21 protein-coding genes and 2 tRNA genes are annotated in these 22,852 nt (G+C 64.1%); 5 read left to right on the top strand and 18 right to left on the bottom strand.

The window, feature by feature from the left end:
- Positions 1 to 17: 17 nt before the first annotated feature.
- Positions 18 to 2,030, top strand: coding sequence for a Stk1 family PASTA domain-containing Ser/Thr kinase (gene pknB, locus VIK36_RS00115; protein WP_324643636.1), 2,013 nt, complete (start codon positions 18 to 20; stop codon positions 2,028 to 2,030).
- 27 nt (positions 2,031 to 2,057) lie between these two features.
- Here the strand turns inward: pknB and VIK36_RS00110 are convergent, their stop codons facing one another.
- From VIK36_RS00110 to VIK36_RS00100, 3 genes are read right to left on the bottom strand one after another with little or no spacing between them, the layout of a single operon-like run.
- Complete coding sequence (locus VIK36_RS00110; RefSeq protein ID WP_255173846.1) at positions 2,058 to 2,699, bottom strand: aminodeoxychorismate/anthranilate synthase component II; 642 nt, start codon at positions 2,697 to 2,699, stop codon at positions 2,058 to 2,060.
- Entirely contained in the window at positions 2,696 to 2,866 is a 171-nt protein-coding gene (locus VIK36_RS00105; protein ID WP_324643635.1) for a hypothetical protein, read from the bottom strand. Before VIK36_RS00105 ends, VIK36_RS00110 begins: the two co-directional genes overlap by 4 nt.
- Before the next feature lie 2 nt (positions 2,867 to 2,868).
- The gene (locus VIK36_RS00100; protein WP_324643634.1) at positions 2,869 to 3,663 is read right to left on the bottom strand and encodes a class E sortase; all 795 of its coding nucleotides are present in this window, start codon (positions 3,661 to 3,663) and stop codon (positions 2,869 to 2,871) included.
- Between the two features lie 173 nt (positions 3,664 to 3,836).
- Here VIK36_RS00100 and VIK36_RS00095 point away from each other — a divergent pair, with 173 nt between their 5' ends.
- Both VIK36_RS00095 and VIK36_RS00090 read left to right on the top strand, forming a co-directional pair.
- On the top strand, positions 3,837 to 4,088 hold the full coding sequence (locus tag VIK36_RS00095; protein WP_141158788.1) for a cell division protein CrgA: 252 nt from the start codon (positions 3,837 to 3,839) through the stop codon (positions 4,086 to 4,088).
- Between the two features lie 55 nt (positions 4,089 to 4,143).
- On the top strand, positions 4,144 to 4,734 hold the full coding sequence (locus tag VIK36_RS00090) for a DNA-3-methyladenine glycosylase I (protein ID WP_420716234.1): 591 nt from the start codon (positions 4,144 to 4,146) through the stop codon (positions 4,732 to 4,734).
- Positions 4,735 to 4,950: 216 nt separating this feature from the next.
- Here the strand turns inward: VIK36_RS00090 and VIK36_RS00085 are convergent, their stop codons facing one another.
- From VIK36_RS00085 to VIK36_RS00075, 3 genes are all read right to left on the bottom strand, one after another.
- The gene (locus VIK36_RS00085; protein ID WP_324643633.1) at positions 4,951 to 5,418 is read right to left on the bottom strand and encodes a carboxymuconolactone decarboxylase family protein; all 468 of its coding nucleotides are present in this window, start codon (positions 5,416 to 5,418) and stop codon (positions 4,951 to 4,953) included.
- 541 nt (positions 5,419 to 5,959) lie between these two features.
- Positions 5,960 to 6,838 carry a rhomboid family intramembrane serine protease gene (locus tag VIK36_RS00080; protein WP_324643632.1) on the bottom strand — a complete coding sequence of 293 codons (879 nt, stop codon included), beginning with the start codon at positions 6,836 to 6,838 and terminating at the stop codon, positions 5,960 to 5,962.
- 9 nt (positions 6,839 to 6,847) lie between these two features.
- Positions 6,848 to 7,393, bottom strand: coding sequence for a peptidylprolyl isomerase (locus tag VIK36_RS00075; protein ID WP_255173843.1), 546 nt, complete (start codon positions 7,391 to 7,393; stop codon positions 6,848 to 6,850).
- A gap of 154 nt (positions 7,394 to 7,547) precedes the next feature.
- Between VIK36_RS00075 and VIK36_RS00070 the strand changes: the two genes are divergently transcribed.
- Both VIK36_RS00070 and VIK36_RS00065 read left to right on the top strand, forming a co-directional pair.
- Positions 7,548 to 8,489, top strand: a complete 942-nt coding sequence (locus VIK36_RS00070; protein WP_255173842.1) for a hypothetical protein — start codon at positions 7,548 to 7,550, stop codon at positions 8,487 to 8,489.
- 156 nt (positions 8,490 to 8,645) lie between these two features.
- Positions 8,646 to 9,521 carry a glycosyltransferase family 2 protein gene (locus VIK36_RS00065; protein ID WP_324643631.1) on the top strand — a complete coding sequence of 292 codons (876 nt, stop codon included), beginning with the start codon at positions 8,646 to 8,648 and terminating at the stop codon, positions 9,519 to 9,521.
- Positions 9,522 to 9,524: 3 nt separating this feature from the next.
- Here VIK36_RS00065 and VIK36_RS00060 read toward each other — a convergent pair whose 3' ends face one another.
- From VIK36_RS00060 to dnaA, 12 genes are all read right to left on the bottom strand, one after another.
- Positions 9,525 to 10,499 (bottom strand): DMT family transporter, encoded by a 975-nt coding sequence (locus tag VIK36_RS00060; RefSeq protein WP_324643630.1) that lies wholly within the window; start codon positions 10,497 to 10,499, stop codon positions 9,525 to 9,527.
- Between the two features lie 83 nt (positions 10,500 to 10,582).
- Positions 10,583 to 10,658 (bottom strand) — tRNA-Ala (locus tag VIK36_RS00055).
- Between the two features lie 72 nt (positions 10,659 to 10,730).
- Entirely contained in the window at positions 10,731 to 10,847 is a 117-nt protein-coding gene (locus tag VIK36_RS00050) for a DLW-39 family protein (protein ID WP_210411329.1), read from the bottom strand.
- A gap of 72 nt (positions 10,848 to 10,919) precedes the next feature.
- A tRNA-Ile gene (locus tag VIK36_RS00045) sits at positions 10,920 to 10,993 on the bottom strand.
- Positions 10,994 to 11,090: 97 nt separating this feature from the next.
- Positions 11,091 to 11,741 (bottom strand): DUF3566 domain-containing protein, encoded by a 651-nt coding sequence (locus VIK36_RS00040; protein WP_275181754.1) that lies wholly within the window; start codon positions 11,739 to 11,741, stop codon positions 11,091 to 11,093.
- The gene (gene gyrA / locus VIK36_RS00035; RefSeq protein WP_255173840.1) at positions 11,734 to 14,412 is read right to left on the bottom strand and encodes a DNA gyrase subunit A; all 2,679 of its coding nucleotides are present in this window, start codon (positions 14,410 to 14,412) and stop codon (positions 11,734 to 11,736) included. Before gyrA ends, VIK36_RS00040 begins: the two co-directional genes overlap by 8 nt.
- A gap of 55 nt (positions 14,413 to 14,467) precedes the next feature.
- The gene (gyrB, locus tag VIK36_RS00030) at positions 14,468 to 16,555 is read right to left on the bottom strand and encodes a DNA topoisomerase (ATP-hydrolyzing) subunit B (RefSeq protein ID WP_303694134.1); all 2,088 of its coding nucleotides are present in this window, start codon (positions 16,553 to 16,555) and stop codon (positions 14,468 to 14,470) included.
- A gap of 378 nt (positions 16,556 to 16,933) precedes the next feature.
- Entirely contained in the window at positions 16,934 to 17,488 is a 555-nt protein-coding gene (locus VIK36_RS00025; protein ID WP_255173839.1) for a DUF721 domain-containing protein, read from the bottom strand.
- Positions 17,478 to 18,683 (bottom strand): DNA replication/repair protein RecF, encoded by a 1,206-nt coding sequence (gene recF / locus VIK36_RS00020; RefSeq protein WP_324643628.1) that lies wholly within the window; start codon positions 18,681 to 18,683, stop codon positions 17,478 to 17,480. The genes VIK36_RS00025 and recF overlap by 11 nt, the downstream gene beginning before the upstream one ends.
- Positions 18,684 to 18,728: 45 nt before the next feature.
- Entirely contained in the window at positions 18,729 to 19,613 is an 885-nt protein-coding gene (gene gnd, locus VIK36_RS00015) for a phosphogluconate dehydrogenase (NAD(+)-dependent, decarboxylating) (RefSeq protein ID WP_324643627.1), read from the bottom strand.
- Between the two features lie 54 nt (positions 19,614 to 19,667).
- Positions 19,668 to 20,792, bottom strand: coding sequence for a DNA polymerase III subunit beta (gene dnaN, locus VIK36_RS00010; RefSeq protein ID WP_214945168.1), 1,125 nt, complete (start codon positions 20,790 to 20,792; stop codon positions 19,668 to 19,670).
- Between the two features lie 538 nt (positions 20,793 to 21,330).
- Positions 21,331 to 22,752 carry a chromosomal replication initiator protein DnaA gene (dnaA, locus tag VIK36_RS00005; protein WP_324643625.1) on the bottom strand — a complete coding sequence of 474 codons (1,422 nt, stop codon included), beginning with the start codon at positions 22,750 to 22,752 and terminating at the stop codon, positions 21,331 to 21,333.
- Positions 22,753 to 22,852: the final 100 nt, after the last annotated feature.

Here is a 22,852-nt window from a genome sequence, read left to right as displayed (position 1 = left end):
CCTCGGGACCACCACCAGTGAATGAGTCACCACGCACACCGTTGCACCGGGAGGACAGCCTGCCGGTGGACAACCGGCGTGTCCTGAACGGGCGCTACGAGCTGGGTAACCTCATTGGCCGCGGCGGCATGGCGGACGTCTACAAGGGCACCGATACCCGCCTGGGCAGGACAGTCGCCGTCAAGCTGCTCCGGCCCGACATGGCCCGGGATCCGCAGTTCCAGGCACGGTTCAAACGTGAAGCGCAGGCGGTGGCCGCCCTCAACCACCCCTCCATCGTGGCGATTTTCGACACCGGGGAACACGTGGTCCACGACGGTTCCGCCGAGGACGTGCGGGTGCCGTACATCGTCATGGAATACGTGGAGGGCAGGACCCTGCGCGAATTGATCCGCGCCAACGAGGTCACTATCAGCCAGGCAATCGATTATTGCCTGGGCGTCCTGGGAGCCCTCGAATACAGCCACAAGGCCGGCATTGTGCACCGGGACATCAAGCCTGCCAACGTGATGTACTGCCCGGGCACCAACTCCGTGAAGGTGATGGACTTCGGCATTGCGCGGGCCATCGCCGATTCCTCCGCCACCATGACGCAGACCCAGGCAGTGGTGGGAACGGCCCAGTATCTCTCGCCGGAACAGGCCCGGGGCGAAACCGTCGACGCCCGCAGCGATCTCTATTCCGCCGCGTGCCTGCTCTACGAAATGCTGACCTCGCGGCCGCCGTTCGTCGGGGACAGCCCGGTTTCCGTGGCCTACCAGCACGTCCGCGAAATCCCGGAGCCGGCCAGCAGCCTCAACCCCGAGGTGTCACCGGCACTGGACACCGTCCTCGCCAAGGCCCTGCAGAAGAACCGCGCAGACCGCTTCCAGGATGCGGCAGCCTTCCGGCGTGCCCTGCGCGCTGCAAAGGCCGGAGTGGCCGTCCCGGCTGTGCCGGCGTCTGAGGCACCCACCGATCCGAATGACCACGTACCCCAGGCGGCGCCGCCCACCGAGGCGTTCGCCGCAGCGGGGGCAGGCTTCCTTGATGACGCGCCCACCGGGCGGTTGGCTGCCACCAGCCTGTTCGGTGACGACGGCGGATCCGCGGTTCCCCTGGAGCTGGCGGATGGGCACGATTCGGATGGGCACGGGCCGGATGGGTATGGTGCGGATGCCTTCGGGGCCGGTCCGCTCCCGCTTGGCCTCGCTCCCGAAGGCGAGCGGTCCACCCGCCAGAAGTCCCGCCGTCGTGCCTGGATCGCCACCCTGGTGATCTTCACCCTGCTGATTCTTGCGGGCGGCGGGCTGTGGCTGTACCAAACGGTGAACCGGCCAGCTCCCGCTCCGCCAAAGGTAGCAATCCCATCGGTGGCGTCCATGACGGAAACCGCTGCACTCCAGGAACTGTACAACGCGGGCCTTCGCCCCAGGATCGCCAGGTCGGCAAACGACACGGTGCCCAAGGGGACCGCCATCGGGACGGATCCGGCGGCGGGCGGTTCCCTGGATCCGGGGGCCGAGGTAATCCTCAACGTCTCTGACGGCCCCAGCTCGGTGAAGATCCCGGACAGCCTCCCCGGCAAGACCGAGGCAGCAGCACGGGACATCCTCCGCCAGGTGGGGCTGGTTGGCGCTCCGTCAACCACCACCGCCAACAGTGCCACTGTCCCGGCCGGAATCGTCATCACCTCCAACCCGGCACCGGGGCAAAGCGTCGGCGTCGGCACCAGCGTGGAGCTCATCGTCTCCACCGGCAAGGTGGTTGTCCCCGAACTGCGCGGCATGACCCGCGAAGAGGCCGAGGCCACACTGAAGGAACGGGGCCTGGTCGCTTCAGTGGTCGAGGCGGAAAACTCACAGGTGGAGCCAGGCCGGGTCACGGACCAGAGCGACCCCGTCAACGCCGCCGTCGACCAGGGAAAGACCATCACCATCGTGGTGGCCAAGGCTCCGCCGCCACCACCGGCGCCCACGGAAACCCCCACGGAAACGCCCACGCCGACAGCAACGCCGACGCCGACGCCGAAGCCGACCAGGAAGGGCTGACGCCCGGCCTGGCGGGTGCGGGCCCTGCTAGTGCTGGATCAGCGGGCTCAGCTTCGCAGCCCGCGCGGCCGCGCCCTTCATGCCCAGCGACTCCAGCCAGTTGCCGAGCATCTGGTACCCGCCTTCGGTGAGGACCGATTCAGGATGGAACTGCACCCCGCACAACGGTGCAGTCCGGTGCTGCAGCCCCATGACCACGCCGGACGCGGTCTGCGCCGTCACTTCCAAAACATCGGGAATGGACTCCCGGACCGCCGCCAGCGAGTGGTAGCGGGTGGCAGTGACGGGGGAGGGGAGCCCGGCGAACACGCTGGTGCCGATGTGCTCCACCTGGGACGTCTTGCCGTGCATGAGTTCGGGGGCGTGGGTCACCTTGCCGCCGAAGGCCTCTGCCAGGGCCTGATGGCCCAGGCACACGCCGAACATGGGAACGCTGTTCTCACCGCACCACTTGATCAGCTCGATGCAGACGCCCGCCTCCGCAGGATTTCCGGGACCGGGGGAAATGAGGACGCCGTCCCGGGTACTGGCAAGCTCGATGGCCTCGGCCAGGGTGACGTCATCGTTGCGGACCACCGTGGTCTCGGCACCGAGTTCCTGGAGGTAGCCCACCAGGGTGTAGACGAAGCTGTCGTAGTTATCCACTACAAGGATCTTGGTTGTGGTCATGGCTGGTGTGCGGAACCAATCGTTGAGTCGGTGAATTGGGTGAAGTGGGACATCCAGGGGAAAAGAAACTGGACCATCAGGACCAGGGCAACGAAGATCAGCGCCAGCGAGATGATGATCCTGAGCCAGAGCGGCCCGGGAAGGTGGCGGAAAATACAGGCGTACACGGTCAGCTCCTTCCGGTGGCTGCTGCAACCTGCGCCGCGATCTCGGCCGGCGGCCCTGCCGCTGCCGGCCGCCAACTGTCCAGCAGGGCGTAGGCGATGATGCGTTCTTCCGCGCCGAAACGGGGGTTGCAGCTGGTCATGGTGAGGTAGCTTTCGGTGGGCGCGACGCCCGGCTGGGTGGGGACAGGTTCCAGGACGTCAGTGCGGGAGGGCATCACGATCTGGTTGTTCCGGAAGACGTAGACGTAGTAACCGTCCTTGGTTTGCACGTAGATCTTGTCGCCGGGCACCAGCGTGTGGATGTTGTCCAGCACCGCCCCGTGCGTCTGCCGGTGCCCTGCGACGGCAAAGTTACCCACCGCGCCGGGCATTGCCGTATTGCTGTAGTGCCCCAGGCCGAGCGTGTCCAGGACATCCTGGCTGGTCCCCTGAACGATGGGACGCGTGTAGGTGGGGCCGAACCGGGGGATGTACATGATGCCGATGGTGCCGGCGTGGCCGGGAGCGGTCCCCACCATGGGTTTTCCAAAATCCTCGCCGCCGGCAGGTGGCGCCGCGGGGGCTGAGGCTGCCGGCGCGGGAGCGGCACTGCCCAGGTCCTGGGCGAATTCCTTGATGACCTGGCTCTGCTTGGCATCGGATTCCACGTTGGTCCACCACAGCTGCCACGCCACAAAGAGCAGGAGGATGACGCCGGCAGTAATCAGCAGCTCGCCCAGCACAGAGATGGTGCCACTGAGGAGGGCACGACGGCGCGCGGGCGCAGTGGCGGGCTCCGCCTTCTCCTGCAATACCACGCGTTCCCCTCCGGGCATTCACCCTGGGCACCGGGTGCCCATCAACTGCGGCTAGAATTGGCTGCTAGTAAGAATCCAGATTTGACCAAGATCGCGCAGACCGCTGGCAAGTTCCTTCTTGCAGGATACCAAGCCCGGACCGCCGAGCTTGCCCAGCCCGCCAAGGAGAGCCAGTGCCAGAGTCAAAGCCTCGCAGGAAGACCGCCAGCACCGCCCAGCCGGCATCCCCGCAGGCGTACAAGCCCAACCCCGTGTGGTTCAAGCCGGTCATGTTCGGTCTCATGATCATCGGGCTCTTCTGGATCATCACCTTCTACATCAGCGAGGGACGCTTCCCGGTCCAGGCCTGGCAGTCATGGAACATCGTGGCAGGCTTCGGCATCGCCATCGTCGGGTTCCTGATGACCACCCGCTGGCGCTCCTAGCGCCTGCCGCGGAACTGTTCCAAGGAGGACCACACTGGCTCCCGATTCCAGCGGCGTGATCGTTGGCGAGGATGGCCTGGCCCGTCCTGCCTGGGCCGCCACGGATCCGCTCATGCGCGACTACTACGACCAGGAATGGGGACTGCCCGTCACTGACGAGCAGGGCATGTACGAGCGCATCTGCCTGGAGGGCTTTCAGGCCGGTCTTTCCTGGGCCACCATCCTGCGCAAGCGCCCTGCCTTCCGTGCCGCCTTTGCCGGGTTCGACCCCGAGCAGGTGGCCCTGTTCAGCGGCGCGGACGTGGAACGGCTGATGCAGGATCCGGGAATCATCAGGAACCGGCTCAAAATCCTTGCCGCAGTCAAAAATGCACAGGCCACCCTGGAACTTCGCAACGATGGCGGACTGGTCGACTTTGTTTGGAGCTTCCGCCCGTCAGCCACCCCGGAGCCCGCGGTGGCTGCCGATATCCCCACGCAGTCGCCGGAATCGGTGGCCCTGTCCAAGGCGCTCCGGAAACGCGGCTTCTCCTTCGTAGGCCCCACCACCATGTTCGCCCTGATGGAGGCCGTGGGAATCGTGGACACCCATCTGCTGGACAGCCACCGTCGCGGCTCCTCCGGAATCTGGTCCATGCAGGCCTAAAGACCCTACCGCCGCCCGTTATCCCCAACTGTTGGGAAGGTTATCCACACTGTGGACAACCTTCCCCTGGTTTCTGCAGAAGGCGCCAGCATGCCCCTGCAGCGCCCCTTCCGCCAAAACGTGCCCGCAAGATGTGGTTATTAACAGTGTGGAATACCTGTGGATAAGTCCAGGAGCCTAAAAGGGTACACATCCGCGGAGTGCCGGCCCTTGAGGCTACGGGCGGTTCCGCCGGACCGGGTGGTGGCTGGTGATGGACACCCTGTTGAACGCGTTCATGGTCACTGCAACCCAGCTCACCGCTGAAAACTCATCAGCAGACAGGCGCTCCCGCGCATACGCCTCTGCATGCTCCCGAGCCTCCTCATCCCCGAGTTCGGTGATGCTTTCCACCAGGGCCAGCGCCGCCCGCTCCTGGTCCGTGAACAGGGCAGTCTCACGCCATGCAGGCAACACCGCCAGCCGCTGCGCGCTTTCTCCCGCCTCGCCGGCCTTCCGCACGTGGAGGTCCAGGCAATAGGCGCAGCCGTTGATCTGGGAGATCCGCACGTTGAGCAGTTCCAGCAAGCCCCTCGCGATCCCGGCGTCTTCTGCGGCTTCCTGCACCTTGAGGCCCAGGCCACTGATCGCCCTCCACAGGGCCGGATGCTGTTTATCCAGGTACAGGTGGTCGGTGGTGGTCACAGATGTCCTTGTCGGTTGAACGGCTTGGCAGGCAACCATCATAGGCAGGCCTCCACGTCCCGGCCCGTGGTGTTATCCACTTACCAACAACGCGATACCCACAAGTTATCCACAGCTGTGGGAAACCGCGTGGAAATCCGCGCCCCTGGCCGGGGCCGCCCCTACTGCCGCGGGACGCACGGCGATCCGAACCACAGCATTGTGACTTATTAACAGTGTGGATACCGGTGTCGAAAACCTGCCGCAAAGGACGGCAGAGCGGTCCTGCGGGCGTTCCATGGACCAGCTTTTCCACAGAAGCGCTCACAAAGTACGGCTTATCCACTTACGCACAGCAATATCCCCACAGGTTATCCACAACTGTGGAGAAGCGCCGGCAGTTGGATCGATATCAGCTGCCAGGGGCTGGTATGGGCCAAATTGGCACCTGAACTACAGCTATGTAAGTTACCAACACTGTGGAAAAGCACTGTGGAAAACACGAATGCCCCCGTCACCATTGGTGACGGGGGCATTCCGGTTGATTGTGGACCAGCGGCGCCTAAAGCGTCACGCGCACCCAGCTCGCGGCCACAAGCAGCGCAAAAACGGCGGCCAGCCCCAGTGCCTGGAGCAGGCCCTGGCGGCGTCCCCGGGGTGTGTAGGCAAGGACTGCGGCGCAGAGGCCGCCGGTGATGAGCCCGCCCAGGTGGGCCTGCCAGGCGATATGCGGAATCAGGAAGCCGATGACGCCGTTGATGGCGATCAGAACCCACAACTGCCGTGTGTCCCCGCCGCGCTGCCGTTGGACCAGCAGCATGGCGCCGAAGAGGCCGAAGATGGCACCGGAGGCGCCCACCAACCCCACCAGGCCCTGCCCTGGCACCAGCACAGGGTTCATCAGCAGGTAGCCCACTGAACCCCCAAAGGCGGAGATAAGGTACAGCGCCAGGAAGCGGACCCGGCCAAGGATGGGCTCCAGGGCCTGGCCGAAAATCCACAGCGTGTACATGTTCAGGAGGATGTGCAGCAGCGAATCCGGGGAATGGAGGAAGGCCGAGGTCACCATCCGCCACGGCTCAAAGGCGCCGTACTGGGGGGCGGCAAAGATGTTGTTGTACGCGAACTGTTTATATACCCAGTCCCCGGGAATCAGCATCTGCAGCGCGTAGACGACAACGCAGGCTGCAATGATGCCGTACGTCACCAAAGGTCTGCCGGTGGCAACGGCACCGCCGTAGACGCTCCGTACTTCCGGCGTCGTACGTTTTGTTTCGTTCACGCAGTCAACGCACTGGAATCCGACGGCGGCCGCCCGCTGGCAGTCCGGGCAGGCGGGGCGCCCGCAGCGCTGGCAGCGCACATAGGACGGCCGGTCCGGGTGCCGGGGGCAAACCGGGACCTGGGCGGACGGCTCAGCCGACGGAATTCCGTAACTCATGGCGGGGCGTTACAGCTGTTCGATGTCGATGCTGTTGATGGTGACGTCCTCGACCGGGCGGTCACCCATGCCGGTGCGGACACCCTCGATGGCGTCTACGACCTTCTTGGATTCCTCGTCAGCCACTTCACCGAAGATGGTGTGCTTGCCCTGGAGCCAGTCCGTGGGAATGGTGGTGATGAAGAACTGTGAACCGTTGGTGCCCTTGCCCATCTGGATGCCGGCGTTGGCCATGGCCAGCTTGTAAGGCTGGTTGAAGCTCAGTTCAGGGTGGATCTCGTCGTCAAAGCGGTAGCCGGGGCCACCGGTTCCACGGCCCAGGGGATCGCCGGCCTGGATCATGAAGTCCTTGATGATGCGGTGGAAGATCGTTCCGTTGTAAAGCGGCGTGCCGGTCTTGTCCTCACCGGTTTCCGGGTGGGTCCACGCCTGCTCGCCAGTGGCAAGGCCAACGAAGTTCTTGACCGTCTTGGGCGCGTGGTTGCCGAAGAGGTTAACCACGATGTCGCCGAGGCTGGTGTGGATGGTTGCTTTTGCAGTTGCGATGGCAGTCATGGGTTGATTCTCCCATGCCGGTCCTGGGCAGCCACGGCGGTTGGGGCAGTTCCGCGCTGGGTGAAATCACCCTAAAATCCGCAGAGTGAATAGCCCGTGGTGATCTGGGCACGTAGGCTAGCGACAGAACCGTCACATTAATCGGGAGGTAGTTGTGAAGAAATCGGATCGTATTGCCCGTGACCTTGAGCAGTCGGTCACCAGTGCGGTGGAAAACGCCAAGGATTGGGCGGCCCCCCGGGTGGAAGCTGCCGTGGATTGGGCTGTTCCCCGGCTGCAGCAGGGCCTGGACAGCGCATCTCCCAAGATCCAGGAAGGACTGAAGACGGCGGCCCACAGCCTGGCCGACGGCGTGGCCACTGTGACTCCGCGGATCCAGGACGGACTGGCCCACCTGGCCCCGAAGATCAATGACGTGGTTGAAGGCGCATCGCCCAGGCTGCACGAAGCCCTGGACAAGGCCACCCCGGTGGTCCTGAATGCCCGTGACCGGGTAGTGGTGGAGTACCTGCCCAAGCTCTCGGACCAGATTGGCGTGGCGTCCGGCGCCGTTCACCGCACCCTGGAAAACACCCCGGCACGGGTTGACGCAGTCGCGCAGAAGCTCGGGGACGTGGGAATCATCCACGCCCTCCAGGAGCAGGCCCAGGCCACCGGGACGCAGCTGAAGGCAGCCGCGGCAGGAGCAAGCCGCGCCGTCGATGTGCAGCTTGCCCAGCCGGAGAAGCCCAAGAAGCGTGGCTGGCTGATCTTCGGCGTCGTGGCCGCTGCCGTTGCCGCGGGCGTTGCCGCATGGAAGGCATCCAAGCCCGTGGAAGACCCGTGGAAGACCCCCTCGCCGGTCACGCCGACTCCTGCGCCGGTTCCGGCCACCACCGTCAGCGATGTCAAGGAAACCACTGCTGACGCCGCTGACAAGGGTGCTTCCGCGGCTGCTTCCGGTGCCGGTGCCGTGGCCGACAAGTCCGCCGACGCAGCGGACGCGGTCAAGGAAAAGTCCGCAGAAGCTGCCGACAAGGCCAAGCACGTTGCCGACGACACCGAAGGCGGCGCCAAGACGGTTGCCGATGAAGACAAGGGCAGCAGCCAGGCCTAGTTCTCACGCTGTTGCAAGGGGCTCCGTTTTGCGACGGGGCCCCTTTTGCATGCCCGGACAGGCCCTGGAAACCGGCTGTCCCAGACCCCCTGACCGCGGTTCATCCGGACCGCGGTGACCGTGGCAGGACGTTTCCCGGATGCTAGATTTGAAGTGATGTCAGCCAATCGATCCTCTGGGGATGCCGTGAACGACGCAGCCGTACAGCTCCGCGTGTCAATCGTCATCCCGGCGTACAACGAGGAGAGCGTGATCAGGCAGTGCCTGATAGCTGCGATCTACCAGTCCGTTCCCGCCCACGAGGTCATCGTGGTGGACAACCTTTCGAAGGACCGGACCGCTGACATTGTGCGCCAGATGCAGCTCGAGTATCCGGAAAGCCCCATCATCCTCCTGAGCCAGGACCGGGAGCAGGGACTCATCCCCACCAGGAACTTCGGTCTGGACAGTGCCACCGGGGACATCCTGGGGCGGATTGACGCTGACTCCATCGTGGAACCCGACTGGGTTGAACAGGTGCAGAAGGCCTTCGCTGACCAGTCGGTCCAGGCCGCCACCGGCCCCGTGGTCTATTACGACATGCCGATGCGCCGGTTCGGACTCAAGGCGGACGACAAAATGCGCCAGCTCATGCTGAAGCTGGCCAAGCACCAGTACCATTTCCTGTTCGGCTCCAACATGGCCCTGCGGGGCACCGCCTGGGAGACCATCCGTTCCGAGACCTGCCGCGACGAGAAGGACGAGATGCACGAGGACATCGACCTGTCCCTGCACCTGGCCGACCATGAACTGCCGGTGCGTTACTGGCCGCAAATGGTGTCCGGGATGTCCGCGCGCCGCCTGGAGGATTCACCGCGGGACTACCGCTACTACGTCACCCGCTTTGACCGGACCTACAAAGCCCACAACGTCAGGAAGATGGCGCTCAAGGCCCCCATGGTGGTCTTCTTCTCGGTGTACTTTCCGGCCAAGCTCCTCAGGGCCATCCACACGGTCAACACTGCGCAGCCGGTCCGCCGCGGCGGACAGTAGCGCTCAGTCAGTTCCCAGCCCGGCCAGGCGGTCCGACGGCGGTTCCTCCGTGGGTGCCGTTCCACGGCTGCCGCGCCTGCCGCTCCCCTGGCCCCTGCTGCTCCTTTGACTTCTGCTGTTCCTTTGACCGAGGACCACGACGGCGAGTCCCGCCAGGATCAGGCCGAGCCCGGCATAGGTGCCTGCGGGCAGGGTCTCGTGCAGGAACACGGCTGCCAAAAGCGCTGCCCCCGGGATTTCCAGGAGGATGATCATGGAGACGATGAGCGGGCTCATGGTGGCCAGCAGGTGGTTGAAGGCGGTGTGGCCAACCAATTGTGCGCAGACGGTGATTGCTGCGATGCCCAGCCACCCGGCCGGCTCAAACCCTGTCAGGGGCTGGCCCGCGAACAGGGCAAGGACGGCCACGAGGGCGGCGCACATTCCGTAGCAGAGCGTGGTGTAGGTTCCTGTGGTCATGCTTTGCCGTGCCTTGCCACCCGCGAGCGTGTAAAGGCCGGCAAGGGCGCCCCCGGCCATCGCCAGCAGGTCTCCCGTGAGGGCCTGCGGGGAAGAGCCCATATCGAAGCCGGTGATCGCCACAACCCCGCCAAAGGCGATTCCCAGCCCCGCCAGGACCTGCCAGCGATGGCGGACGCCGCGGAAGAGCTGGAAGACGGCAATCCAGGCTGACTGCAGGCAGACCAGCGCGGTGGCAGCTGCAACGGATGTCAGCTGAAGGGATGTGATGAAGCAGGCGAAGTGCAGCGCAAGCGCGATGGCAGCCAGCATCGACCAGCGGAACTCGCGGCGGCTGATCCTGCGGAACTGGCCGGGCTCCCGGACCAGAGTGGGGGAGGCCATGACGGCGGCGCCGATGGCGTTGCGCCAGAAGGCGATGGCAAGGGCGCTGACACTCGTGGCGCCGAGCGTGGCCGCGATCAAGGGCCCGGATGATGCAACGCCCAGGACCCCCAGGGCAGCGAAGAAGAAGTTCAATGCAGCCCCCTTGGTGCTGGTTCCTTGCGCAGATGGAAAGCAAAAAGTCCCGGCCGGCGTTTCCGCTGACCGGGACTTCCTTATGGTGGAGGCACGGGGACTCGAACCCCGAACCCCCTGCTTGCAAAGCAGGTGCGCTACCAATTGCGCCATGCCCCCATAAGAAGCAACCCGTCCATCATACCCTAGAACCAGGAAGCCCTTGACAGGCTCCCAGAGGGGGTGTCCGGCCTAGTCCACCGTATCGGTTGACTTGCTCCAGACTGTCTTCCGGGCTTCGGATTCCTGTGCTTTCCGGTAGACCAGGAAGCCTGCGATTGCCGCTGCCAGTACAAGCAACTTTTTCACAATGCTCCCCGTTCCGATCCGGTACCGGATGAATCCGGACCAAACCTCCGTTTGAAACCTGCACAGGTTCCGTGGGCGTACCAGGACTTGAACCTGGGACCTCTTCGTTATCAGCGAAGCGCTCTAACCGCCTGAGCTATACGCCCTCAAACCCTCATCGGGCCGAGACATGACTCTACAGCACACCCCGGCCCGATCTCAAATCGGGCCTTTTCGCCGGTGCGGGCCCGGCGAAAATGGTTCCTAATCGTCGGTGAGGGTCACGCCAATGCCGCCCACCAGGGTGGCAGAGATGTTGTAGAGGACAGCCGAAAGCATGGACAGTGCTGTCAGCAGGACAACGTTAACCACGGCGATGATGGTGGCGAACGAGGCAACCTGGCCCAGCGAAGCCACCTTCTTCAGTTCGAAGCCGCCGCTTTCCGAGCCGGCGAGCGTGCCGAGCAGGCTGTCCACCTGGTCGAAGATCCCGGTGAGGTCCAGGACCGTCCACAGGACAATGGCGGCCACCACAGTCACGATCCCCAGTGCCACGGACAGCAGGAATGCCATCTTCAGGACGGACCACGGGTCCACCTTGCTGATAAGGAGCCGGGCCCGCCGGACCTTTGCCTTCGGCGCCGGCTTCACCAGGCCAGGGGTTCCCTGGCTGGAGGCGCCCTGCGCAGGACGCTGTCCGGGCTGGCCCTGGAAGGGGCGCTGGCCGGGCTGCACGGGGCGGTCGCCCTGCTGCGGCCGCTGGCCAGGGACGGCAGGGCGCTGGCCCGGAGCGCCGGCTGGCGCCGCGGGGCGCTGCTGCGGACGAACGGGGGCGTTCACGCGGGGTGCCGCTGAAGGCCGGTTCCCGTCGGGAACAGTACTGTTCGGCTTGGGAAATGAGTCGGAATTACTCACTCGTTACCTCCGTGTTGTCTTCGTTCGGCTCAGCGTCGCCCGAGGCGTCCTCTGACTCAACGGCCGGTGATTCTTCTGCCATTGCTGGCGCGGCGGATTCCCCAGCGGTCCCGCCATCTTCAGCCAACGTTACGTCATCCCCGGCGGATTCCTCGTCCTCAAGACCGCGTTCGCTGTTACGTGCCACCTCGATAATCCGGTCATTCTTGTCCGGTTTGGCGAAGATGACGCCCATGGTGTCGCGGCCCTTGGCCGGAACCCCGGTAACGGAGGAACGGACAACCTTGCCGCCTTCCATGACCACCAGGACTTCATCTTCTTCCTGGACGATCAGCGCACCTACCAGGTGGCCGCGTTCTTCCTGGTATTTGCCGACCTTGATACCCAGTCCGCCACGGCCCTGCAGGCGGTATTCCTCCACTGCCGTGCGCTTGGCGTACCCGCCTTCGGTCACGATGAACACGAACGAACCGTCGGTGACCACGTCGGCGGCCAGCAGTTCGTCGTCCTCGCGGAACTTCATGCCGGTAACGCCGGATGTGGCACGTCCCATGGGGCGCAGTGCGTCATCGGTGGCGGTGAAGCGGATGGACTGGCCCTTGCGGGAAACCAGGAAGAGGTCGTCGGTTTCCGACACCAGCTGGGCGGAGACCAGTTCGTCGCCGTCGCGCAGGTTGATCGCGATCACGCCGGCGGAACGGTTGGTGTCGTAATCCTCCAGCCTGGTCTTCTTCACCAGGCCCCTCTTGGTGGCCAGCACCAGGTACGGCGCCTGCTGGTAGTCCTTCAGGTCCAGAACCTGGGCAATATGTTCATCCGGCTGGAACGCCAAGAGGTTGGCCACGTGCTGGCCCTTGGCGTCCCGGCCCGCTTCCATCAGTTCGTACGCCTTGGCACGGTAGACGCGGCCCAGGTTGGTAAAGAACAGCAACCAGTGGTGGGTGGTGGTGACAAAGAAGTGTTCCACCACGTCGTCACCACGAAGCTGGGCACCCTTGATGCCCTTTCCGCCGCGCTGCTGCGACCGGTAGTTGTCGCTGCGGGTGCGCTTGACGTAGCCGCCGCGGGTGATGGTGACCACCATCTCCTCTTCGGGGATCAGGTCCTCCATGGACATGTCACCGTCGTAGCCCATGAGGATCTTGGTCCGCCGGTCGTCGCCGTGCTTGTCCACGATTTCGCCCAGCTCGACGCTGATGATCTCGCGCTGTCGCTGCTCGGAACCCAGGATCGCGTTGTACTCCTCGATCAGGGCCTCAAGTTCGGCATGCCGGTCCTGGATCTTCTGGCGTTCCAGTGCGGCCAGGCGGCGCAGCTGCATGTCCAGGATGGCCCGGGCCTGCAGCTCATCGATGTCCAGCAGTTCCATCAGCCCGTCGCGGGCGGCTTCGGTGGTGTTGGAAGCGCGGATGAGGGCGATGACCTCGTCGAGCATATCCAGTGCCTTCAGGAGGGCACGGAGGATATGGGCTTCCTCTTCCGCTTTGCGCAGGCGGTACCGGGTGCGGCGCGCAATGACGTCCATCTGGTGCGTCACCCAGTGGCGGATGAACGCATCGAGGCTCAGCGTCCGCGGCACACCGTCAACGATGGCCAGCATGTTGGCGGAGAAGTTGCTCTGCAGTTCGGTGTGCTTGTAGAGGTTGTTCAGCACCACCTTGGGAACTGCGTCACGCTTCAGCACAATGACCAGGCGCTGGCCGGTGCGTCCGGAGGTCTCATCGCGGAGGTCGGCGATGCCGGAGATTTTGCCGTCCTTGACCAGTTCGGCAATCTTGATGGCCAGGTTGTCCGGGTTGGCCTGGTACGGAAGTTCGGTGACCACCAGGCACGTGCGGCCCTGCAGTTCCTCTACTGCGACCACTGCGCGCATGGTGACCGATCCGCGGCCGGTCCGGTAGGCGTCCTCAATGCCCTTGTGGCCAAGGATGGTGGCTCCGGTGGGGAAATCCGGGCCCTTGACCCGCACCAGCAATTCCTCGAGGAGTTCCTCGCGCGTGGCACCGGGGTTGGCCAGGTACCATTGCACGCCGTCAGCCACTTCGCGGAGGTTGTGCGGCGGGATGTTGGTGGCCATGCCAACAGCGATACCGGAGGAACCGTTCACCAGCAGGTTGGGGAACCGTGCCGGCAGGATGGTGGGTTCCTGGTTCTTGCCGTCGTAGTTGTCCTGGAAATCAACGGTTTCCTCGTCGATGTCCCGGACCATTTCCATGGCCAGGGGCGCCATCTTGGTTTCGGTATACCGCGGTGCGGCGGCGCCGTCGTTGCCCGGCGAGCCGAAGTTGCCCTGCCCGAGCGCCAACGGGTAGCGCATGGTCCAGTCCTGGATGAGGCGTACCAGGGCGTCGTAGATCGCGGTGTCGCCATGGGGGTGGTACTGGCCCATGACCTCGCCGACCACGCGGGCGCACTTGTTGAAGGACCGGTCGGGGCGGTAACCGCCGTCGAACATCGCGTAGAGCACGCGGCGGTGCACCGGCTTGAGGCCGTCGCGAACGTCCGGGAGGGCACGCCCCACGATGACGGCCATGGCGTAGTCCAGGTAGGACCGCTGCATTTCCGTCTGCAGGTCCACCTGTTCCACACGGTCGATCAGCACGTCGCCTTCAAGAACGGTGTCCGGAGTTCCGGCCTCAGGGGCGGAATTCTCGGGGGTTTCGTCGCTCATTAAATATTTTCCGTTTCAGGTATATGTCTGGTTCCGAATACTTTGGAGCGGATCCTTAGATGTCCAGGAACCGGACGTCCTTGGCGTTCTGCTGGATGAAGTTGCGGCGGGATTCGACGTCTTCGCCCATAAGGACGGAGAAGATCTGGTCGGCAGCCAGGGCATCGTCCATGGTCACCTGCAGCAGGGTGCGGTGGTCGGGGTCCATGGTGGTGTCCCAGAGCTCGGTGTAGTCCATCTCGCCAAGGCCCTTGTAGCGCTGGATGCCGTTGTCCTTGGGGATGCGGCGGCCGGCGGCCTGGCCGGACACAAGCTTGGCATCGCGTTCGCGGTCGCTGTACACATAATCGTGCGGTGCGTTGGACCACTTGATCCGGTACAGCGGCGGCTGGGCCAGGTATACGTAGCCGTTCTCGATGAGGGGCCGCATGTAACGGAACAGCAGTGTCATCAACAGCGTGGTGATGTGCTGGCCGTCCACGTCGGCATCTGCCATGAGCACGATCTTGTGGTACCGCAGCTTGGCCAGGTCAAAGTCCTCGCCGATGCCGGTACCGAAGGCAGTGATCATGGACTGCACTTCCGCGTTGCCCAGGGCCTTGTCCAGGCGTGCGCGCTCCACGTTCAGGATCTTGCCGCGGAGGGGAAGGATGGCCTGGGTCTCGGGGTTGCGGCCGCGCTTGGCGGAGCCGCCGGCCGAGTCACCCTCCACGATGTAGACCTCGCATTTTTCCGGGTCCTTGGAGGAGCAGTCCGAAAGCTTGCCAGGCATGCCAAAGGATTCCAGCGGGCTCTTGCGCCGGGCGTTGTCGCGGGCCTTCCGTGCCGCCATCCTGGCCTGCGCGGCAGAGATCGCCTTGCGGATCACGTCGCGGGCGGGACCGGGGTTGCGCTCCAGCCAGTCGCCCAGGCCGTCAGTGACCACGCGCTGGACGAAGCCCTTAACCTCGGAGTTGCCCAGCTTGGTCTTGGTCTGGCCCTCGAACTGGGGTTCGGCCAGCTTGACCGAGATGACGGCGGTGAGGCCCTCGCGGATGTCGTCGCCCGTGAGGTTGTCGTCCTTCTCCTTGATAATGCCTTTTTCGCGGGCATACCGGTTGATGAGGGAGGTCATGGCGGCGCGGAAGCCTTCTTCGTGCGTGCCGCCCTCGTGGGTGTTGATGGTGTTGGCGTAGGTGTGGACGCTTTCCGAGTAGGCGCTGGTCCACTGCATTGCCATTTCCAGGGCAATGCGGCGCTCCGTGTCCTCGGTTTCGAAGGCGATGACGTCCTCGTGGACCACCTCCACCTTCTTGCCCGAGTTCAGGTGCCTGACGTAGTCCAGCAGGCCTTCGTTGTACTGGTACACCACGGTGCGGTGTTCGGCGCTGACCTCACCCTCGGTGCTGAGGTCGTCGAGGTCCAGGTCACCGTCGGCGTCGTCGCTGGCTGCAGCACGCTCATCCGTCAGGGTGATGCGCAGTCCCTTGTTCAGGAAGGCCATCTGCTGGAAGCGGGCGCGCAGCGTTTCGAAATCGAATTCGGTGGTTTCGAAAATCGCCGGGTCCGGGTAGAAGGTCTGGGTGGTGCCGGTGGCGTCTGTCTCTTCGCCCTTGACCAGGCTGCCCTGCGGCTTGCCGCCGTCAGCGAAGGACATCCGCCACACGTGCCCCTGGCGGCGCACTTCGGTATCCACGCGGCTGGACAGTGCGTTGACCACCGAGATGCCCACGCCGTGCAGGCCACCGGAAACGGCGTATCCGCCGCCGCCGAACTTGCCGCCCGCGTGCAGGATGGTCATGACCACCTCGACGGTGGGTTTGTGTTCCGTGGGGTGCATATCCACCGGAATGCCACGGCCGTCATCGACCACTTTTACGCCGCCATCGGCCTGCAGGACGATCTCGATATGGCTGCAGTAACCGGCCAGCGCCTCATCCACAGAGTTGTCCACCACTTCGTAGACCAGGTGGTGCAGGCCACGGGGACCGGTGGAGCCGATGTACATGCCCGGACGCTTGCGGACAGCTTCAAGGCCCTCCAGCACGGTGATGTCACTGGCGCCGTACTCCCTTGGGGTGGCTGGCGCGGGTGGAGTATCAGGGGTGCGGCCATCCTCGACTGCTGTATCTGCTGCCAGAATATCTGTATTGTCGTTAGCCACAGGCGCTGCGACTCCTCTGTTCTCGATGATGGCCGGCCGGTGCCTTTTCCCAGGGAAAAGGCACCCGCCAACAGGCACAAACTTATGGCGCCGGTGACCTGCTGACGGTTGGTGGTCCGCGCTCCGCGCGCGGAGAGCGCGCGCAGAACGGACTGAAGTCAACGTTTCATCCGCGCCCAGTTATCTGCACCAATTCTACCGTGAACCAGGACATATTCCCGCATTCCGGAGCCTTCAGCGCCGGTGAATATGGCTGTGCGAGGCTCTTGGCCGCGCCTAGGGCGGCCCAGCGGTACGGCCTCCGGGTGCCTATACACGCCGCGGTGCTTACAGCGCCCTACACGCCGTTGCGCGCAGTTTCAAGAGCCGCCGTCCTGACTATCCGTACGTGTCCCGCGGACCACGGCCGTTGACACTGCGTCCGCCCTTGCGCCAGCTTGGTGCGGAGGGTCCCAGCACCTGGATGCTGGTGACCACCCCGTCGCCCAGTTCGCGGCGGAATTTGTCGAGCAGGCTGCTGCTCAAAAGACGAAGTTGGGTGGCCCAGGCAGTGGAATCGCACCGCACGTGCAGGGTGGTGTCGGTGAAGCTTTCCGGCGTGCAGTGGGCAGAGATTTCCGGCCCCACCAGCGTGGGCCACTCGGCCATGACCGATCCGACAGCCACAGGTGAAGTCCAGCCCCGCTCGGCAACCAGCCGTCCGACCACCTTCCCCAGGCCCAATGGGTCCCGGCCGGTGGCGTGGAACTGGCTGAAGCCGCGGGTGTCCCGGATACTGCCTTTAGCCTTTGGGGAACCGGGCCGTGCAACTTTCCGGCGCACTTCGCCCCGCGCGGCCGCCGCTTCGCGCATCCGGTTCAGCGCCGCCTGCGGCGCATCGATGTCGTCAGGCTCGCGTCCGGGCTGGAGCCCGCCGCCCTGGTCACTGCTCATCGATACCTCCCGGGATGACCTTCACCCGCCGCCCGGACAGTTCCTCCGGAATATCGGCGTCGACGGCGGCGGTCACCAGGACCTGTTCCGCGCCGGAGACTATTGCCGCCAGTTTACGCCGCCGCTGGACGTCCAGTTCGGCAAAGACGTCGTCAAGGATGAGGATGGGGGCAGAACCTCCGGTCCGGGCGTCGTCCAGCATTACGTAGTACGAGGCCAGCCGGAGGGACAGGCACATGGACCAGGTCTCACCATGCGACGCATATCCTTTGGCGGGCGCCTGCCCGAGCATGAGTTCCAGTTCGTCTCGGTGCGGTCCAACCAGGGATATGCCCCGTTCCAGTTCCTTCTTGCGGGATTCGGCGAACGCCTGGACGTAGCGTTCGGTGAGCTGTTCCACGGAGAGAAGGCGAAGATCATCCTGGCCGTCTGAAGCACCTCCTGTTGCGGAGCGCTGCGCACTTCCCGCAGGGACGCCGTCGTCGTCCATCTGGCTTTGGAGCGTCGACCGGTAGGTGGCATCCGCCGGCTTGGAGGCGTCCGTGAGTTGGGCGTAGGCGCGGGCAAGATACGGGCGGAGCCGTTCGACCAGTTCCAGCCGCGCGTGCAGCAACTCCGCTCCCGCCCGGGCCATGTGCTGGTCCCACACGTCCAGGGTGGATTCGTGTGCGGCGGTAAACCTGCCCGCGCGCGCCGATTTGAGCAGGGCGTTGCGTTGTTTCAGGACCCGGTCATAGTCGCTGCGGGTGGCAGCATGGTGCGGGATAAGGCTTGCCAGCAGCTCGTCCAGGAAGCGGCGGCGGTTCGATGGATCCCCCTTGACCAGTGCCAGGTCCTCCGGGGCAAACAGGACCGTCTGGCAGATGCCGAGTATGTCGCGGGCCCGGACGGGGTTGCTGCGGTTGATGCGTCCCCGGTTGGCGCGGCCGGCGTTGATTTCCAGCTCAAGGACCGTGGTCTGCGTGCCGCGGACCAGCCGCGCGCGGACCAGTGCGCGTTCCGTCCCGAACCTGAGCAGGGGCGCGTCCGAGCTGACCCGGTGGGAACTGAGCGTGGCCAGGTACCCGATGGCCTCCATCAGGTTGGTCTTGCCGATGCCGTTGTAACCCACCAGGACGGTGACGCCCGGTCCCAGGGTGAGGTCAACCTGGGCATAACTGCGGAAGTCGGTCAGGGAAAGGTGTTCCAGATACACGCGGTTTTCGGCAATTCTGGGAACTCTGCTGGTTCCCGGTGGGTACTACTTGGCGGGACGGGTTGCGTGGCCGCCGAACTGGTGGCGCAGCGCGGAAACCATCTTCATGGCGGGCGAGGTGTCCTCCCGGGATGCGAACCGGGCGAACAGCGCGGCGGTGATGGCCGGGGCGGGGACCGCGTTGGCGATGGCTTCCTCCACGGTCCACCGGCCTTCGCCGGAATCCTCCACGTAGTCGTCAATGGTGGCCAAACCGGGATCTTCGTCAAGGGCCTTGACCATGAGGTCTAGGAGCCATGAACGGACTACCGTTCCCTTCTGCCATGCCCTGAACGTGCCGGGAAGGTCGGTGACGATGTCCTTGGCGGCGAGCAGTTCGTAGCCTTCGGCGTAGGCCTGCATCAGGCCGTATTCGATTCCGTTGTGGACCATCTTGGCGTAGTGGCCGGCCCCGATGCCGCCGACGTGGACAAAACTGTCCGCCCTTTCACCTTCCGGCCGCAGCGCATCGAAGACGGGCAGGGCACGTTCGATATCCGCGGCGTCGCCGCCGGCCATGAGCCCGTAGCCGTTCTGCAGGCCCCAGACTCCGCCGGACACGCCGCAGTCCGCGAAGCGGATTCCCTTGGCGGCGAGGAGTTCGCCGTGCTTCTGATCCTCGGTGAACCGGGAGTTGCCGCCGTCGATGACGAGGTCGCCGGTTTCCAGCTTCTCGCTGAGCTCAGTGATGACGGCGTCCGTGATGGGGCCCGAGGGCACCATCACCCAGATGATCCTGGGCGCCGGAACGGCAGCGATCAGGTCATCAACGCTGGCGGCATCCGTGACGTCAGGGTTCCGGTCGTAGCCGGTGACTTCCAGGCCTCCCTTGCGCAGGCGCTCACGCATGTTGAATCCCATTTTGCCGAGGCCGATCAGTCCAATGTGCATGGTGGAACTCTTTTCTGCGCTAGTGGGAGGAACCGGGTTGGCGGTGGGTGGGGCCTAGTTGGGGAGTCGGACCGGCATCACCAGGTAGCGGTAGTCATCCTGGTCTTCGCCGTCTGCGTCCGCCTGGGCCGTGATCATGGCGGGCTTCGGAGCGGTGGTGAATGAGAACCGGACGAACTTAGTCTCGATGACGCTGAGTCCCTCGATCAGGTAGTGCGGGTTGAAGGCGACCGTGATGTCATCACCGGACAGCTGGGCTTCGAGTTCTTCCGATGCCTGGGCATCCTCACCGGTGCCGGCATCGAGGTTCAGCAGGCCTGCCGTGAAGGCCAGCCGGACCGGAGTGTTGCGCTCTGCCACGAGCGATACACGGCGGACAGCTTCAACCAGCTCCTGGGTCTGCACTGTGGCGTGGATGGGTGTGGACTCGGGGAACAGAGAACGGATCTTCGGATAATCCCCGTCCACCAGCAGTGATGTGGTGGTGCGCCCGCCGCTTTCGAAGCCGATAAGCCGGCTGTCGTCGTCGGACAGGGCGAGGTTGATGTCGCCGCTGTTACCAAGCGTTTTGGCTACCTCGTTGAGGGTTTTGGCCTTGACCAGGGCGCTGGTGGAGATGCCGGGCGTGACCGGCTTCCACGGAACTTCGCGCATGGCGAGCCGGTAACGGTCGGTGGCCAGCAGGGTGATCAGATCGTCCTCGATCTCCATCCGCACACCGGTGAGGATGGGGAGGGTGTCGTCCTTGCTTGCCGCGATGATGACCTGTGAGACGGCCTGCGCAAAGGCATCGCCGGGGACGGTTCCGCTGATGGCCGGCAGAGAAGGCAGGGGCGGGTATTCGGCTTCCGGCATGGTGGCGAGATGGAAGCTGCTTCGACGGCAGGTGAGCGTGACCTTGTTGCCGTCGGTTTCCACGTCCACGGGAGCAGAAGGCAGGCTCCGGCAGATGTCGGCGAGCAGCCGGCCGGATACCAGGATGGTGCCCTCGTCCCTGATGTCGGCCGTGATTTCGAGCCGTGCCGAGGTCTCGTAGTCAAAGCTCGAAAGGCTGACGGTTCCCGCTTCAGCCTTCAAAAGCAGGCCGGAGAGGACAGGTACGGGCGGCCGCGGAGACAACGACCGGGCTGTCCAGGTGACGGCTTCTGCCAGGACGTCCCGATCGACTCTGAACTTCACGGAAGGGTGCCGCCTTTCATTGCTGCTGCCATGTAAAACCCGGGAATTTCGCAGGAAACTCCGGAAGAAGTTGGGCGCACCCCGGCTGGTGCATGGTCCGCGAAGACGGAAACCACACGAAAACCCAGGGATGGGAGCGCTGCTGACAGCTTAGCCGGAAGATCGGGGATTAACCCATCCCCCGGGGTCCGGTCCAGCCCGCCGGGGGCCCGCAGGCCCCCTCTGCCGGATGTGCGGATCGTTCTTGTTGTTTGAGGGATTTCAATTTTTTGGGATTAATAGTGTTAATAACTGCTGTGGAAACTGTGGATAACCCAGTTCTGCCGCGCGGTTCCGCGCTTAAGCCCTGTTCACCGGCTGTGCGTTAAGTGGGTTTTAAACAGGGTGTGGATGGGGACAACGCAAAGGGCCATTTTTAACGATCCACAGACGGCTTAAGGGTTTTAAGCCCATTAACCGCGCTTGTCCCCTTAAGTATCCACAGGCTTATCCACATGCCCCTGTTAATAAGGTATAGAGTGCCGGGCGCAGTGTGGATTCAGGAGTCGCGCTGTTGCTGCTTGATCCGGTTGGTCAACTCGGTCACCTGGTTGTAGATCACACGGCGCTCCGCCATCAGCTCGCGGATCTTCCGGTCGGCATGGATGACGGTGGTGTGGTCGCGGCCGCCGAGTTCCTGGCCGATCTTGGGAAGTGACATGTCCGTCAGCTCCCGGCAGAGGTACATGGCGATCTGCCGTGCAGTTACCAGCGTCCGGGTCCGGGATTTGCTGCACAGTTCTTCCATGCTGAGTTTGAAGTAGTCAGCGGTCTGCTGGAGGATCTGGGCGGACGTGATCTCCTGGGCGCCGTCGTCGGTAATCAGGTCCTTCAGGACCATCTCGGCAAGGGCCACGTCCACCGGCTGGCGGTTCAGGCTGGCGAACGCCGTTACCCTGATCAGTGCGCCTTCAAGCTCGCGGATGTTGCTGGAGATTTTGGACGCGATGTACTCGAGGGCGTCGTCCGGCGCCGACAGGCCCTCGCTGAGCGCCTTCTTGCGGAGGATGGCGATTCGGGTCTCGAGTTCCGGCGGCTGGATGTCCGTCAGCAGGCCCCACTCGAAGCGTGACTTCATGCGGTCCTCGAAGCCGGCCAGCAGCTTGGGCGGCTGGTCCGAGGTGATGACCACCTGCTTGTTGTTGTTGTGCAGGGCATTGAACGTGTGGAAGAACTCCTCCAGCGTCCGGTCCTTGCCGGCCAGGAACTGGATGTCATCGATCAGCAGGACATCCACATTGCGGTAGGTCGTCTTGAAGCTCGTGCCCTCGTCATCGCGGATGGAGTTGATGAAGTCGTTGGTGAACTCTTCGGAATTTACGTAGCGGACGCGGATCCCGCTGTACAGCCTCCGGGCGTAGTGGCCGATGGCGTGCAGGAGGTGGGTCTTGCCCAGGCCGGAGTCACCATAGATGAAGAGTGGGTTGTAGGCCTTGGCCGGCGCTTCGGCAACAGCAACGGCGGCGGCGTGGGCGAAACGGTTCGAGGAACCAATCACGAAGGTGTCAAAGACGTACTTGGGGTTCAGCCGGCCGAATTCGTGCGAGGTGCTGGGCAGCATGGGCTGCGGTTTCTGCTCGACGACCTGGTCCGGTGCGAAAGCCGGCTCGACGGTGGCTTCGGGTTCCTCGTGGATGGGGACCAGATCGGTGTCCACGTCGATGGCGCAGCGGATGTCTTCGGAGAAGACATTGTGAAGTGCATCGTCAAGGGCTTCCTTGACCTGGGTCTGGAGCACCTCGCGGGTGAGTTCGTTGGGTACGGCAACCAAAAGCGTGGAACCAATGAGACCCTGCGCCTGGGCAAGGATGACAAAGCCACGCTGGCGGGGTGATACGCGGTGGTCCTGTTCCAGCAGGCTGACAACCCGGCGCCAGGAACTTCCGACAGTATTGGCGTGGTTGGCTTCGTCTACTGTCATCAATCGGTTCCCTCAAAACTTGCTATGCCTGCATTGCCTGCAGCCCCAAGTCCGGAACCAGGGTGCTGGCCCAGCTTAATCCACAGGGTTATGCACAGTC

The sequence above is a fragment of the Pseudarthrobacter sp. LT1 genome, from assembly GCF_035621795.1.
Lineage (GTDB): Bacteria > Actinomycetota > Actinomycetes > Actinomycetales > Micrococcaceae > Arthrobacter.
Note: the sequence above shows the minus strand (reverse complement) of the source record. Positions and strands in the feature narration are given on the sequence as shown.